The sequence below is a fragment of the Amycolatopsis sp. NPDC052450 genome (assembly GCF_044547565.1).
Taxonomy (GTDB): Bacteria; Actinomycetota; Actinomycetes; order Mycobacteriales; family Pseudonocardiaceae; genus Amycolatopsis.
In genome coordinates this window covers 350,862-364,915 of the sequence record NZ_JBIUAQ010000004.1, presented here as the reverse complement: position 1 = coordinate 364,915, position 14,054 = coordinate 350,862, and the positions used below count along the sequence as shown (strand labels likewise).

Here is a 14,054-nt window from a genome sequence, read left to right as displayed (position 1 = left end):
CCCCGCGCATCACCACGGCCTGTCCGCGCTGTTTCGGATATCCGTCATGGACGAACGCTAGGACCTGACCCAGGTGCGATCGATCCGTTACACGACAGCGTGATCCGGTTCGCGCCACACGACGCGCCGCAGCGTTGAGAGTCAAACATCGGCCGATCATTCAATGAACATGACGTTGTGCACAGAGCGAAGACCGCGTGAGCATTTCATGCCAGCACCGGGGACCTACCGATACAGAGGACGGCAAACCGCCATGAAATTGTTCGACGTTCGCGGAGTTCCAGCCGGAGTCGACGCCGCACTCGCTCGCGTCGAGAACCCTCGACATCGGCATATGCTGAAAAATTACCGCCGTCACGCGTTGCTGGAGGTGTCCGGCTACTGGGAGGAGATCCTTGTTCCCGCCATGATCGTCGACAACCCCTTGTACCGGATCAGCGAACGCGGCAAGACGACAGTGTGCCACGGCCTTGACGACGTTCGCGCGTTCTACTCGAAAATCGTCGGCGAGCAAACGAACGTTTTCGGCGCCTTGGAGGAAGAGGTCGCCGTCTCTGATTACGGCATCTTCATCGAAGCCGTCTTCGCGCAGATACTGCGAGGGGATGATCCCGCTCTCGCCGGCGAGGACACCGACCCGCAAGGCACCTACCAGGTGTCCCACAGGTTCGCCGCCACGTGGCCATACCGAGACGGACGGCTGTACGGGGAGTTCATCTACGAGGACTCCGACAGCTGGCGCGTCGACGAAGTGGAAGCATCCGCGCTGATCACCCCCGAGCAAGCCCGCAGCATCCTGGCCCCCTACCTCGCCGAGAGCCCGCTCAGCGAGATCGAAGAAGGGTTGAAGCTGTTCAAGAACGGTTCCCACTAGTTGACGGCAAACCTCAGCCCTGACAACCGCCATCCGAACCCCAGCTCGGAGACTTGATGACTGAGATCCCAGACGATGGATTCATCGACATCCACGCACACTTCACCACTCCGGCAACCGAGGACCAATCAAGGCGCGCCTGGCAGAAGATGCTCAGCCGGGGAATCTATCTTCCCGAACCGTTCGAATGGTCTCTGGACCGAACACTGGAATACATGGACCTATCAGGTACGGCCAAGCAATTCCTGAGCAACATACCAGCCAGCCGAGCAGCGTTACAGGCTTCCAACGACTACGGCGCAGCGGTCGTGGCGCGACATCCAACCAGATTCGGCCTGCTCGCCGCACTACCGACCGACAATCCGGCCGCCGCCCTCGACGAGGCCGTCCGCGGACGAGACACCCTCGGCGCCGACGGATTCGCTGTCACAGCGAATTACAACGGAACCCACCTCGGAACCGATGACCTCTTTCCACTGTGGGAACAGCTCAACGACTGGGGTTCCGTCGTCTTCGTCCACCCCGACGCCCGGCAAGCCCCAACGCTAGACCATCCGGCTCCACTGTACGAAGTAGCCTTCGAAACCGCCAGAACTGTCTTCGACATGATGTTTCGCAGAGTGTTCTCCCAGTTTCCCAATATAAGATTCGTATTCGCCCACTGCGGTGGCGCATTTCCTGCTCTTGCCGGGCGAGTCTCGTTGCTGGGAAACGAGGCATGGGTTCCGCATGGGCTGCCGGCACAGGATCTTGAGCTCCAACTGGCAAACATCTACGTCGACACCGCCGCGACAGCCTTCTCGAGTTCGCTTCTACCGGTAGTGGCGACCCTGGGAGCCGACCACATCGTGTACGGCAGCGACTGGGGCGCGCCATGCACCACCACAGCTACCGCCGAGAAAAACCGCAACAGCCTGCAACACAGCGCTGCACTGACCTCCACTGAAGCCGCGGCCGTGCGCCGACGCGCGCTCGACTTGTTTTCTCTCGACTCTCACCGGCTGGCGCGGGACTCGAAATCGAGCGCCAGCGACTGAAGCTGTCCGAGATCCGATCGAGCGGCGACCCCGGTCTACGCCATGTCCTGCCGCGTGGCGGCCGTCGGGACGCCATCAAGGGGCCCGAAATCTGTTGGGGTCCTACCCCAACCACAGACGCGGTCATAGAACTGAAGACCGGCGCTGAACGTGCCGACACCGACATCGTCAAATCCGAAGCCGACCAGCTTTCAGGCGCCGTCGCATGGAACGACGAAGTCAATGACACTACTGACTGCGTCCCCGTGCTCGTCGCCAAGAGCGCACGACTGCACAAACTGGCCAGCGCACCGCGAGGAAGCCGGGTCATAACTCCGGAAATACTCGCGGCACTCAAGGACCATGTCCGGAGGTTCATTGTGGAGATCGCCCATGACAGGGCCTGGCAACGCCCCGATGCGGTCGCCGCCGCTCTCCAACGAAACGACCTGATGGCGAGTAACGTTATCAACAAAACACCCTTAAGATCGAACCGACTGATCGTTGATAATCATCTGCTGGACACAGCTGAACAGCAGCATATACTCGACCAAGGCTTACCCGATGTGCATGGACGCCCACAAGGCCGATTCGAATTTCTCTTGGTACAGAGCCGCGCAGCGAACGTCAATCGTCTCGACTGCGACAACCCGCCAACAACGCAGCACTGTCGTTGTTCACACGAATTTCCCTGGGGCAAAACTGGGGCACAAGGCGATCTCGGACGGTCTCGAACTGCACCCAACAACACCGAACCTTAGCGTTGCTCCTGCGGTTTCTCCGTTCCTGCAGGTTGAAAGCCCGTGCACACCTCACTGGCAGTGAGGGGGTCAAGGGTTCGAGTCCCCTTAGCTCCACAGTGACGAAACACCGCCCACTTGGCAGGCTTGCTGAGGTAGGGCGGTTCTTTCGTTCCACCTCACTTTGAGAATTGGCGCAGCGAACTTCAGTTACTGTTCAGTAGCTGGAGCAAATCTGGAGCACGTCGTCCCTCCACTGCCAACTGGGGTCACATCCTCTGCTCCAGCTATGTAGCCAACTGGGTCGTTCTTCGTAGGCGCATCGCAGCGTTCGGATCCACCCACGCCGATGAGCTGCAGATTCCCTCGGATTAAAGTGCCTCCGCTGACGTGCCAGCTGGTGCCGCATAGTGTCAGTTCGACCATCTGCGCAGGTCAACGCGGCCTCAGTTCCCATCCGAGTAACGGGCCGTGTCAGGCTCTACTTCGGCAATAGAGCCCAATCGGAGACGATGTGGCATCGCGGGTCACGGGCGCGGGCGACGGCAACGGATTCGGTTCCAAACCTGCCTGGTACACCCTGGATCGGCCCCACCGCTTTCCAGACAAGACCGATCCTTGGTGTACCAGGCAGGCGTCAGTGCCGGGTACCTGGACTTGGCTGGCCTAATGATGTGCGAGCCGGTAGCCATCCCAGCCGAAACCGACGCTGACCCCTGTCGCGAGGTCCCCGTCGCCTTCGCCGAGCCAGCGCCACAAGGTGGTGTCGCTGGCGCGCACCGCGACAAGGTCGGCCTTGGCATCGCCGTTGACGTCCATCACGTTGAACGGGCCGAATCCGTTCCAGCCCGAGCCGACTTTCCGGCTGGCCGAGAATGTCCCGTTCCCGTTGCCCTCCCAGAAGTAGAGCTCGCCTGCGGCGTTCGTGGCCCACAAGTCCCCGTCGCCGTCGCCGTCGGCGTCTCCGCCCGCGAACTCAGGGAACGTCGCCCAGCCCTCCCCGATGAACACGCGCTGGGACAGTGCGCCCCCGCCCTTGCCGGGGTACCAATACAGTCTCCCACCGTCACGGCCGACGACGTCGGCCCGGTTGTCACCGTTGACGTCCAGCACCGCGAACCACTCCAGCGTGTCCCAGCCCACTCCGGAGTTGGGGAGCTTCTCGAACGTGCCGCGTCCTGAGTTGTGCCAGTAGTGCAATGTTCCGTCGGCCTTCGTCGCGAAGATGTCGGCGAATCCGTCGGCGTTGGTGTCACCAGTGCCGATGCGGTTGTACGACGACCAACCGGGCCCGACTTCACTGGAGCCACCGAACGCGCCGGTGGCGGTTCCCGGATACATCCGCATGGTGCCACTCGGAGTGACTGCGAGCAGGTCGTCGTACTTGTCGCCGTTCACGCTCTCTGCGGACAGGCTTCGCGGTGTGGACGACCACCACGTCGTCTGCTTGCGCGCTCCGGCCCAGCTGAAACTGAAGTGGATATGGTCGGTGTGCGGGTTGTCTCCTGTGTAGTTTTGCCAGCCCTTGGATGGCTCGTACGCCCGCCAGATCTGGTGATTCCAGATGATGTACATGATGCCGAGGCGACGGGCCCGCGCGTGTGTGTTGCCGTGCTGGTCGGTGGCGAACAGCCAGTTGAGCACCTCAGTAGCCTGTGCCTTTTGCGTCGAATTGCCCGCATCGAACCAGGCGTCGAGCGCGCGGCCTTCCTTGTGCTCGCTTTGTCCGTCGGCTCCACAGTCGCGACTGATACCGCCGCCCCGGCCGTACTCGGCTGTCAGGATGTCGCGGAATCCTTCGACACCTGGCTTGGGGTCCGGATCGCACGTGGTCTGCCCCACGTACTTGGCGTAACCGTCAATCGCCGGCCCGAAGGCCGGTGTCGGCAGGGCTGCCGACGCGGGTGGCGCGAGCACGGCCACCATCGTGACGGCGATGCCGAGCGCGGCAAGGAATCTTTTCACTATTACCTCCCTGTTGAATGACCGATGCGGTGAAGATCGAAACTTGGCTCAAGGATTGGCCGGCGTTGATCTGCCGAGAGTCGGCCTCGTCGTCGGCGCCCCGAGATGTCGGCCCGATTCCCTGGTACGGGCTGGTCTTGACGATCAGCTTGTCGCCAAGGGCGGCCGCGGTAGTCGTAGACACAGATGGTGCGGTTGTGTTGTCAGCACGCCGGAGAAGGCTGAAGGAGACCGTGCGCGGGTCGGCGCCACCCAGCGCCATCGCGAGGGCGGCGCGGAGGTCCGTCACCTGGTCGAGATGGCGTCGCATGATCTCGGCAAGTCCGTGTTGTAAACCGTGTCGACCGACAGGCTCAACCGGTGCCCATGGTCGAAGCCGTACTCCGCGTCGCGTGCCTGCTCGGCGAACACGGACGCCGTCCCTGGTCGTGGTCACCGCATCCTGACTGCAACCACCGGGCTCCAGCGCAGGGCCCGACCCAGGACAGTGGGTGGCAGTATGTGAAGGTCACCTCGACCCGGCCGGATAACCGGAGCAAGGTGACCTTCACGTGCAGTGGTCTCAGTTGGCTGCGAGGGTGTAGCTTGCCCAGCCGCTGCCGATCTTCGTTGCCTGGCTGAACGTGCCGCTTCCGGTGCCGAGCCACTGCCATAGCGTGTTGTCCGACGTGCGGACAGCCACCAAGTCAGCTCGGTTGTTCCCGTTGACGTCCATTGAGACCAGGTGACGGAAGGCGGTCCATCCGCTCCCGACCTGGACCGCGGTCGCGTACCCGTCGTCCGTCCGCTTCCAGAAGAACAGCTCGCCGGCAGCGTTCGTCGCCCAGATGTCGCCGTCACCGTCACCGTCGGCGTCCGCCACGGTATGCCGCGTCAGTGAAGCCCAGCCCTCGCCGACGAAGCTCCGCCCGGCGAAACGACCGCCGCCCTTGCCGATGTAGAGGTACATCTTGCCACCGTCGCGCGCGAGGATGTCGGCCTTGTTGTCCCCGTTGACGTCCCCGAACGCCACGTACTCGAACCCGGACCACCCCTGACCGACCGTCACCGCCCCGCTGAACGAACCGTCACCGCGGTTGTTCCAGTAGGACAGCGTCCCCGCCTTGATGGCGAATAGATCCGCCAAGCCGTCCGCGTTCGAGTCATTGACGGCGACCGCGCTGAAGCCGCTCCACCCGCCGCCGATCCGGACACCGGTTCCGAAACCGCCACCGGACTTGCTCGGATAAACCCACGCGACACCGTTTCCGTCGATGCCCAGCGCGTCGTCGTACTTGTCGCCGTTGACACTCTTCGCCGCGCGAGGAGCCGGTGACGGCGCACCGATCGCCGCACGGGCTTCGTCGAGGAACTGCCGGTACGAGCCCGAGTTGTACGTCGCCCACTGCGTCCAGTCGTTGCCGCTCTCGGAAATCCGGTACGCGGCATTGGCGTTGCATTGGGCGTCGTAAGCGCAGGCGTCGCTGACTTCGGGGTGGTAGAAGTCGTTGATCTGCCAGAGGCCCCGGTCGACGGAACCCTCGTTGACTCCCCTGGCGAGCGGATCACAACGGGACTCGGCCATCGCGACCGCGACCGCGGTGACGAAGTTTTCGCCGGTGAACCCGGCGTTGCGGCCCACGGTCACGCAGAGGTCGATGTCACCGGCGGCCTGTGCGGCAGGAGCGAACCCGAGCCCGGCGGCGAGCAGGGCGCCCGCCGCGGCGATCGACAGAAATCTTCGTTTCATGGAATCCCCCTGGAGCTCAGTTGACCGCGAGGTCGTAGCCGGCCCAGCCGCTGCCGATCTTCGTTCCCTGACCGAACGTGCCGGAGCCGGTGCCGAGCCACTGCCACAGTGTGTTGTCCGAGGTGCGAATGGCGACGAGATCCGCGTGACCGTCCCCGTTGACGTCCATCGAAACCAGCTGCCGGAAGGCGGTCCATCCGCTGCCGACCCGGACCGCGGTGGCATAGCTGGTTCCGCCGCGTTTCCAGAAGAACAGCTCACCGGCCGCGTTCGTCGCCCAGATGTCACCGTCACCATCGCCGTCCGCGTCGGCCGCCGTGTGCCGCGACAGCGACGCCCAACCCTCGCCGACAAACGTCCGCTCCGCGAACGCGCCCCCACCTTTGCCGATGTAGAGGTACATCCTGCCGCCGTCGCGGGCGAGGATGTCGGCCTTACTGTCTCCATTTACGTCCACAAAGGACACATATTCGAATCCGGACCAGCCGGGGCCGACCGTCTCGGCCGCACTGAAGGTCCCATTGCCACGGTTGTGCCAATAGGACAGTGTCCCCGCCTTGATGGCGAAGAGATCCGCCCAGCCGTCCGCGTTGGAATCGTTGACGGCGATGGCACTGAACCCGCTCCAGCCAGGACCGATCCGCACCGCCGTGCCGAAGCCTCCGGCGGACTTGCCCGGATAGACCCAGGCGACACCGGCTCCGTCCACGCCGACCGCGTCGTCGTACTTGTCACCATTGATGCTCTTCGCCGCCTTGGCCGGACTACCGGCACAGTCGTTATTCGAGGTGACATCCCCTTCGGGATAAGGGAAACGCCGCCCATCGAAATAGGCGGGCCGAATGTTCCCCGGATAGCCGCTGCCATAGCGCACCTCGTAGTGCAGGTGCGGGGAAATGTTGTTTCCCGGGCTGCTGCTGTTGCCGACGTAACCGATCAACTGTCCCTGCGTGACGGCTTGCCCTTCGGTAACCTCCATGTTGTTCTGCAGATGGGCGTAGTAGGTGTAGTAGCCGCTGCTGCCGTGACGGATCTTCACCAGGTTGCCGAAGCCGTTGGCCTCACCTTGATGCCTGGCGGTTTCGACCGTGCCGGCGGCTGCGGCCAGCACCGGACTGCCCTCGTCGTCACCCCGGTTGAAGTCGAGTTCCCAAGGGGTTTTGTGCTTGCTGCTGTCCGGATTGTTGCCGTTCCACGTCTGTTTACAAGGGAACGGAAGCTGGAACGCCGGTTCCGCCGCCTGGGCGGGCACGGTGAGGCCGACCAGCGCGACGGCTACCGTGAGACCCGCTATTCCCATTCTCCACCACAATCCTGGTGACCTCATTGGGCTTCCTCAGCCGATGTTCCAGCGCTGGGGAAGCGAGTACCGGTCGCACGCCACCGTGTCGTAGAAGCCCCTGGCGTTTTGCACGATGCATCGCCGGTGTTCCACGTTCTGCAGCAGAACGGTGCCGTTCACCTCGTACTGAATGGCCTTCCACAACTGGTTGTCGGTTCCGTTGCACCTGAGGCTGAAGACGTCGCCCGCGGGATTGCTGTCCAGGCACAAGGCGGTCCCGGCGTTCGTGATCTTCGTGTCCCTGTTGGTGGTTCCAGACCACACCCATTGCTTCAGCCGGAGGATGGGGAGGCAAGCTGTGGCGTAGAGATTGCCGGCGGTGCCGCTCGCCATGCACTGCTGGGAGGTGTAGTTCGCCAACCTGTTCGTCGCCTGAGTCGTGGCACCCGCCGTCCCGGGGCCGAGCAGCACTGAGGACAGTGCGCTTGCCGCCACGATGGCGACACCAGACTTGCTCAGCTTCATGAGCTTGCCTTCCTGTAGGTGGATCCAGGGCACGGATACTGACGCGGCCCGCTAAGGAGCCGCCGTGGATTCGCTAACCCGCCCGTCCCCGGAACCGGTTAGCGATACGCCCGAATGGCCGAATCCTCGAGCACCTGGATGTGACACTCTGGTCACAAGTGTCTTGCCGAGGGGGCTCGATGGCGACAGGTGACTACTTCTATCGCTTACTGGGGGAACCCGCGGCCGAATGGCGTAGGACGGAACTGCCGTTGGGACCACCGCAGGCGCGCAGGATCTTCGCACTGCTTCTGCTCCACGCGGGCAAGCCTGTCTCCCGCGACAAGATCATCGACGAGCTATGGGGCGACACGCCACCCCGCTCAGCGAAGACCCAGGTCCACGGGCTGATTTCGGGATTACGCCGCGCGCTGCGGTCACCGTGCGGACGGCATCCGATCCTGACCAAAGGTGCCTCCTATGTCCTCGATGCCGAACCTGGAGAGACCGACGCCTGCCACTTCACCGAGCTGACCGCGAAGGGCCGGGAGCTGCTGGCCGCCCAGCGGTTCAGGGACGCCGAAGAGCGGTTCGGTGAGGCGCTCGCACTCTGGCGAGGCCCCGTGCTGGCTGGTGTCCCGGTCGCACCCGAGGTCGTCGCGCACTGGGACGACTTGCGGTTCGCGGCTGTCGAGGACCGGACCGAAGCCGCCCTCGGGCTCGGCGAGCATGACCGGCTGGTGCCGGGGCTGCGCGACGTCCTCGCCATCTCGCCGTTCCGCGAGCGGGCCTGTAGCCAGCTCATGACCGCACTCACCAGAGCAGGCCGGGGTACCGAAGCCCTCGACGTGTACAGGAAATGGCGAAGACGTCTGATCGACGAACTGGGCACCGAACCGTCACCCTCGTTGCGCGCACTGCACGAGGAGATCCTGCGCGAGGGACCCGGGGTGACGGCCCGGAAGTACAAGTCGTGCTGGGAAAACACCGTCCCGGCCCAATTGCCGCCTGGCATACCGGACTTCGTTGGACGGGAGGCGCTGGTCACCCAGCTGCTCGCAGCGCTCGCTCCTGATCCGGGTCACAGCACCCCCACTGTTCTTCTGCTCACCGGCCCCGGGGGCATCGGAAAGACCTCGCTGTCCGTTCAGCTCGGCCGCCGGATAGCGCACGCTTACCCGGACGGCACGCTTTACTCCTCGCTTCGGGGAACCACGAGTGAGCCGCGGTCTCCCGAGGTCGTCCTCGGCGGATTCCTGCGCGCGTTCGGCATGCCATCAGACGGTCTCCCGTCCGAGGTGGACGAACTTTCGGCCCTGTTCCGGAGCCTGGTACATGACCGCAGGGTGCTGATCGTTCTCGACGATGCCGCGGATGAGCCCCAGCTGCGGCCCTTGCTGCCCGCCGGGCCCGGTTGCGCGGTCGTCGTGACGAGCCGGTTCTCCCTCGGCGGGCTGGAGCAGGGGCGTTCCGTGTCGATCGACGTCCTCTCCCCCACCGACGCCGCGACACTGCTGACACGGCTCATGCCGCCTGGTGCGCTCGAGGGCGATTCCACGGCCGCACAACAGGTTTTGAGCTACTGCGGTGGTCTGCCGCTGGCGTTGCGCATCGTCGGCAGCCGCGTCGAGCGCACTGGCTGGGAACTCGCCGACGTCGCCAAAGAGCTGTCGGTCGAGCGGAAGCGGCTGGACTGGCTGCGAGCCGGAGACCTCGCCGTCCGCGGCAGCGTTTCCCTCGGATACCGCCAGCTCGAGCCCGATCGGCAACGGCTGTTCCGGGGAATCGGCCTGCTGCCATCTGCTGTCTTCCCGGCTTGGGCGGCCGCTGCCGCCGTCGACGGTGACCTCGGCGCCACGCAGAAGGCGCTGGAAGATCTGCGGGACCGCCACATGGTCCAGCCGGCTGGACGCTGCGGTGGCATGCCGCGCTACCGGATGCACAACCTGCTGCGGGCCTTCGCGAGCGAAGAGGCCGCGACCGAGCCGGACCGAGCCACAGCCATCGAACGAGTACTGGGTGGCTGGCTCTCGCTGGCCGAAAAAGCTGCGAATCGACTGCCGCGCAGTATTTTGCGGCCCGGGCCCGGGCCCGGCCACGCGACGCGGACACAGGTCGATGGGGCGAACACGCTGGTGGCCGAACCAATGCTCTGGTTCCAGACTGAGCTTTCCGCGCTCGAAGCCGCCGTCTCGCACGCGGCGGACGCCGGACTAGGTGAGCTGGCCTGGGAGATCGCCGTTGTCATGGCGTCATACTTCGACCACCGCGGCCTCTACCCGGAATGGTGGCGTTGCCACCGGCGTGCGCTCGGCGCGGCGAGGACGGCCGGCTGTGAACGGGGAGAAGCCGCGCTGCTGCGAGGCATCGGCCAGGTCCATCTGTACTGGGACGACTACGAGGACGCCACGGCGACACTCACCCAGTCGTACCGGATCAGCGAGCGGATCGGCGACCCGGCAGGCATGGCGAGGGCACTCACCGGACTCTGTGTGGTTTCTCGGGCGACGGGACAGCTCGGCAAGTCACGTGCGCTGGCAGAGCAAGCGCTCCAGATCTTCACCGCCGTCGGCGATCTCCTCGGTATGGTGCATCTGTACACGTCCCACGCAGTCGCGAGCGCCGAACTCGGATGCCTCGCCGAGGCTGAAGCGGCGCTGGACAAGGCGTGGCGGCTTTGCACGGAACTCGATGACCCGCACCGAATGGCGCTGGTTCTGCGCCGACAGGGGCAACTGGAACTGCGACGTCGGCACCCGAAGCGCGCGATGTCCTGCCTCCGCCAGGCACTGGAAATACTGGAACTGCTGAACGACGAACTGTGTGCGGCGCAGGTCCGCCTCGATATCGGGAGGACCTACACAATGCTGGGCGAGCGACAATCCGCGACCCAAGTTTTGATCGACGCGTCGTCACAGTTCGCCAGCACGGGGAACCGCAGCAGTGTCGCGGCTTGCGAGCAACTACTAGGCACGCTGGCCTCCTAGCGAAAATTCGATGAACGCGACCATCTCCCGGCTCGACCAGTGCGACAGCCCCGTCGAGAGCGGCGGGCTGGTACGGCTCGGCGCCGAGCTCCGGGCCCGGACCGAGGCTGGGACCTGCTCGCGGCCGGTCGAGCAGGCCCCGCGATCCCCTCCGCGATGTAGCGATCCAGCCACAGATCCACCGTCGGCCGCGACACCCCAGCCAGCATGGCGACGTCCTTCTTCCGCCTGCTCTCAGCGCACCGCAACACGATCCGGGCTCTCGTCGCGACCGTCGCCGCCACGTCCGGGTTGCAGACCAGGGCCTGCAACCCGGCGCACTGCCTCTTCCGCGGGGGCCACTCGGCGAGCCCGGCGAGCGGCCCGGCGCCGCTGAAGACCAAGTTCGACGGCACCGGCTCCACCGACCCGGACCGGCAGCATGAAGGTGCTCCGACCGGCCGGCACGAAACAAGTCGTCGACCGTCCGGTGCATGTACGCGGACACCAAATCTCCACTGTAGGTGCCGGGCGGAGGCTGGCAGACTCACTCGTCAATACAACGCCGTCGGGGACACGCCTCGCCCTCGCTGCCCACCTCGGCCGATGGGAACTGTTCGGAGTCACCTCCGGCCCCGACGGGCCTGCGATTCGGCGACCGGCAGCGTCAGGGAGAGGTCGGAGCTTCTGTTTCTTTCTCGATCACACCGACCTGCGCCGGGTCTTCTGGGGGCGCCATGTGGCGAATGCTTTCCCCACCCTTGTGATCGTGGGCACGGGAATGCAGGGTGTCCAGCACGCTCTTCAGTTTGTGCGCCGCTCCGGCGTACGCGTCGTCCACCGTCGTCGCGTGATGCGTCACCGCTACGGGCTGTTTCGCCCCAGGACGTGCTTCGATCACGCACTTCTTGTCTTCCGGCTTGGTGCCGCCGTTGTCGCTGAGGTGCACCTCTACCCGGGTCAACCAGCCATCGAACCTGGAGAGGCTGTTCTCCAAGTCCGTCTTCACGTAGGTGGCGAGTGCCTCGCCGCCATGGACGTTGTGGTCGGTGTTGACTTGGATCTGCACGAGCACCCTCCGCGGGAAAACGACGATGATGATGTCCGCAGTACCACGGACATGACGGACTCAAACCCAGATCGCACGGCACGACCGCGCGCCGGTCCAAGTCCGGGAGTTCAGGCATGGTGGCGCTTTCGCGGCAGTTCTGCCGTCACTTGGGCGAACTGCCGCTCCAAGCTCGGCTCGTCGGCGAGCAAGTCGAGAATCTCGTCGGCGCTCAGCTCCAGCAGCATTCTGCTGACATGCGTCGCCAGAACGGAGTGGTTATCTCTGCACACCAGGAAGCAAAGCTTGACCGAGCCAAACCTTGCACTGCTCCGGTGTGAGGCCGGCCGACATCTCCTCTTGGGGCGAGGTCACGTCGACCGCGGTACTTGGCCGGTCGACGCCACCAAAGCCGCGCAGCGTGACAGCGAGATGTGCCGACGACGCGCCATCTCCCTCAGTTCGCCACCAGCCCGCTCACGGCTGACACCTCGAGCGACCAGAACGGCCTCCGCCCGCTCGAGATCACCAACGGGCACAGTTGCTTTCCTGCGAAACAACACTACGTTTCCTCCGGCGATAATTCACGACGACTCAAGGGACCTACCCACGAGCCGCGGACCTCAACCATGAAATTCAGCGCGCGTCGGTCACGGCTACGCGTCCCCAGTTTCCCGGTATAGAAGAGAAAACAAGTCGGCGGCGTTTGACGAGACGCCAACGCGGGCACTACCAGCCCAGTTCCCATCGTGGCTGAAGATTCGTTTCGGCCGCTCCAGGAGGTTGAGTCACCATGATCGTGCTCGGAGTCATCATTCTCGTGATCGGCCTGGTCATCGACATTCCCGTGCTGACCACCATCGGTGCCGTTCTCGCCGTCGTGGGCGTGGTTCTCGCGATCCTCGGCGGCACGGGACGCAAGGTGGGCGGCCGCGCCCACTGGTTCTGAGCCACTCGTCGTTCGAACCGACGGCCCCGGTCCGCGTTCACCTGGACCGGGGCCACCTTCTTCCTCCGCAACACTTCCTTCTCCACCGCACCAGCGAGGACCGCGATGCCTGAGCCGACGACACCGGAACCCGTCCCGGCCGAACTACGCACTCTGGCCGCCGAGGCCGACGCTCTCGCCGAGCGGACCGCGGAAATGGCCGCTCGGCTGAAGGCCGCGGACGATGGGCACTTGCAACGGCTCGCGCGGCCGATGAGCAAAGCCACCGACGATCTGGCCGACTATACCAACGAGATCGCCAGGACCGCCGCGTACCTGACCCGCGTCCGGGTGGCCCGCGATCCCCATCTCTGCGACGTCCCCTGGGGCGTCTGCCCTGTCCACGGCGTCACCCTGCACTCGCTCGGAGACCGAGCTTGGTGTACCGCCACGGGCTGTGACAACTCGTGGGATTACGACCGGCTGCACACCCCCTGCGCGGAACCGGCCGCGGCGATCGCCACCGATCGCGACGGTGTGACGGGCTCGCTCTGCTCGGCCCACGCGTCGGACGCCGAGCGGCGACTGGACGGATGCAGCATCGACTATCTCGATCACCGGGCGACGAACGGCTGACCGGCTTTGTGCCCATCGGCTCCGCTGAATGGCGGTGCTGATGTCGATGCCGGTGAGGTCGGCCTGAGCGCGTCGACGAACGTGGTGACCAGACCGGCGTGCTCTCCGGACCAGTAGCCATGGCCTGGCTTCGGCGTCGACAGCCCTAAGCCCGGGCAGTCCAAAGAGATGTTCTTGGCATTAGCGCTGCCGCCGCCTTTCCTGGCGGTTGCCACGTCCTTTGCGCCAGCAATCATTCACAATCGCCCAGTTCTCTCTCACACCAATTTTTCTGGAGCAGATCTGGAGCACAGCGTCGATCACAACTGCACCCACCGACGTTGAACCACATCGAACAGAGCCCAACTGCTCCAACCGACCAGCGGG

At 64.6% G+C, this 14,054-nt stretch carries 11 protein-coding genes; 5 read left to right on the top strand and 6 right to left on the bottom strand.

Features of this window, described 5'->3' with window-relative positions:
- Positions 1–253 precede the first annotated feature (253 nt).
- Together ACIHAO_RS10565 and ACIHAO_RS10560 are read left to right on the top strand one after the other, a co-directional pair.
- Positions 254–874: a hypothetical protein gene (locus ACIHAO_RS10565; RefSeq protein ID WP_396556612.1), complete on the top strand. Its 621-nt coding sequence runs from the start codon at positions 254–256 to the stop codon at positions 872–874.
- Positions 875–930: 56 nt separating this feature from the next.
- Entirely contained in the window at positions 931–1,911 is a 981-nt protein-coding gene (locus ACIHAO_RS10560; protein WP_396556610.1) for an amidohydrolase family protein, read from the top strand.
- Between the two features lie 1,385 nt (positions 1,912–3,296).
- Here the strand turns inward: ACIHAO_RS10560 and ACIHAO_RS10555 are convergent.
- The 4 genes from ACIHAO_RS10555 to ACIHAO_RS10540 all read right to left on the bottom strand — a co-directional run bounded on the left by ACIHAO_RS10555 (position 3,297) and on the right by ACIHAO_RS10540 (position 8,131).
- Positions 3,297–4,556 (bottom strand): FG-GAP repeat domain-containing protein, encoded by a 1,260-nt coding sequence (locus tag ACIHAO_RS10555; RefSeq protein ID WP_396556608.1) that lies wholly within the window; start codon positions 4,554–4,556, stop codon positions 3,297–3,299.
- Between the two features lie 601 nt (positions 4,557–5,157).
- Positions 5,158–6,324, bottom strand: a complete 1,167-nt coding sequence (locus ACIHAO_RS10550) for an FG-GAP-like repeat-containing protein (RefSeq protein WP_396556606.1) — start codon at positions 6,322–6,324, stop codon at positions 5,158–5,160.
- A gap of 16 nt (positions 6,325–6,340) precedes the next feature.
- Positions 6,341–7,624, bottom strand: a complete 1,284-nt coding sequence (locus ACIHAO_RS10545) for an FG-GAP-like repeat-containing protein (protein WP_396556604.1) — start codon at positions 7,622–7,624, stop codon at positions 6,341–6,343.
- 36 nt (positions 7,625–7,660) lie between these two features.
- A complete protein-coding gene (locus ACIHAO_RS10540; protein ID WP_396556602.1) occupies positions 7,661–8,131 on the bottom strand; it encodes an RICIN domain-containing protein in 471 nt (156 codons plus the stop codon).
- A gap of 179 nt (positions 8,132–8,310) precedes the next feature.
- On the opposite strand from ACIHAO_RS10540, the gene ACIHAO_RS10535 reads away from it, so the two are divergent.
- A complete protein-coding gene (locus tag ACIHAO_RS10535) occupies positions 8,311–11,097 on the top strand; it encodes a BTAD domain-containing putative transcriptional regulator (RefSeq protein ID WP_396556600.1) in 2,787 nt (928 codons plus the stop codon).
- On the opposite strand, the gene ACIHAO_RS10530 is transcribed toward ACIHAO_RS10535, so the two are convergent.
- Positions 11,094–11,381, bottom strand: coding sequence for a helix-turn-helix domain-containing protein (locus tag ACIHAO_RS10530; protein WP_396556664.1), 288 nt, complete (start codon positions 11,379–11,381; stop codon positions 11,094–11,096). The genes ACIHAO_RS10535 and ACIHAO_RS10530 overlap by 4 nt on opposite strands.
- Before the next feature lie 362 nt (positions 11,382–11,743).
- Positions 11,744–12,145: an HPF/RaiA family ribosome-associated protein gene (locus tag ACIHAO_RS10525; protein WP_396556598.1), complete on the bottom strand. Its 402-nt coding sequence runs from the start codon at positions 12,143–12,145 to the stop codon at positions 11,744–11,746.
- Positions 12,146–12,917: 772 nt separating this feature from the next.
- On the opposite strand from ACIHAO_RS10525, the gene ACIHAO_RS10520 reads away from it, so the two are divergent.
- Positions 12,918–13,073 (top strand): hypothetical protein, encoded by a 156-nt coding sequence (locus ACIHAO_RS10520; protein ID WP_396556596.1) that lies wholly within the window; start codon positions 12,918–12,920, stop codon positions 13,071–13,073.
- Between the two features lie 105 nt (positions 13,074–13,178).
- Complete coding sequence (locus tag ACIHAO_RS10515; protein WP_396556594.1) at positions 13,179–13,688, top strand: hypothetical protein; 510 nt, start codon at positions 13,179–13,181, stop codon at positions 13,686–13,688.
- The last annotated feature ends 366 nt before the right edge of the window (positions 13,689–14,054 follow it).

Bases quoted from the DNA above. Each gene is read 5' to 3' on its own strand.
- ACIHAO_RS10565 (WP_396556612.1), top strand. From the start codon at position 254: ATGAAATTGTTCGACGTTCGCGGAGTTCCAGCCGGAGTCGACGCCGCA.
- ACIHAO_RS10560 (WP_396556610.1), top strand. From the start codon at position 931: ATGACTGAGATCCCAGACGATGGATTCATCGACATCCACGCACACTTC.
- ACIHAO_RS10555 (WP_396556608.1), bottom strand. From the start codon at position 4,556: ATGGTGGCCGTGCTCGCGCCACCCGCGTCGGCAGCCCTGCCGACACCG.
- ACIHAO_RS10550 (WP_396556606.1), bottom strand. From the start codon at position 6,324: ATGAAACGAAGATTTCTGTCGATCGCCGCGGCGGGCGCCCTGCTCGCC.
- ACIHAO_RS10545 (WP_396556604.1), bottom strand. From the start codon at position 7,624: ATGGGAATAGCGGGTCTCACGGTAGCCGTCGCGCTGGTCGGCCTCACC.
- ACIHAO_RS10540 (WP_396556602.1), bottom strand. From the start codon at position 8,131: ATGAAGCTGAGCAAGTCTGGTGTCGCCATCGTGGCGGCAAGCGCACTG.
- ACIHAO_RS10535 (WP_396556600.1), top strand. From the start codon at position 8,311: ATGGCGACAGGTGACTACTTCTATCGCTTACTGGGGGAACCCGCGGCC.
- ACIHAO_RS10520 (WP_396556596.1), top strand. From the start codon at position 12,918: ATGATCGTGCTCGGAGTCATCATTCTCGTGATCGGCCTGGTCATCGAC.
- ACIHAO_RS10515 (WP_396556594.1), top strand. From the start codon at position 13,179: ATGCCTGAGCCGACGACACCGGAACCCGTCCCGGCCGAACTACGCACT.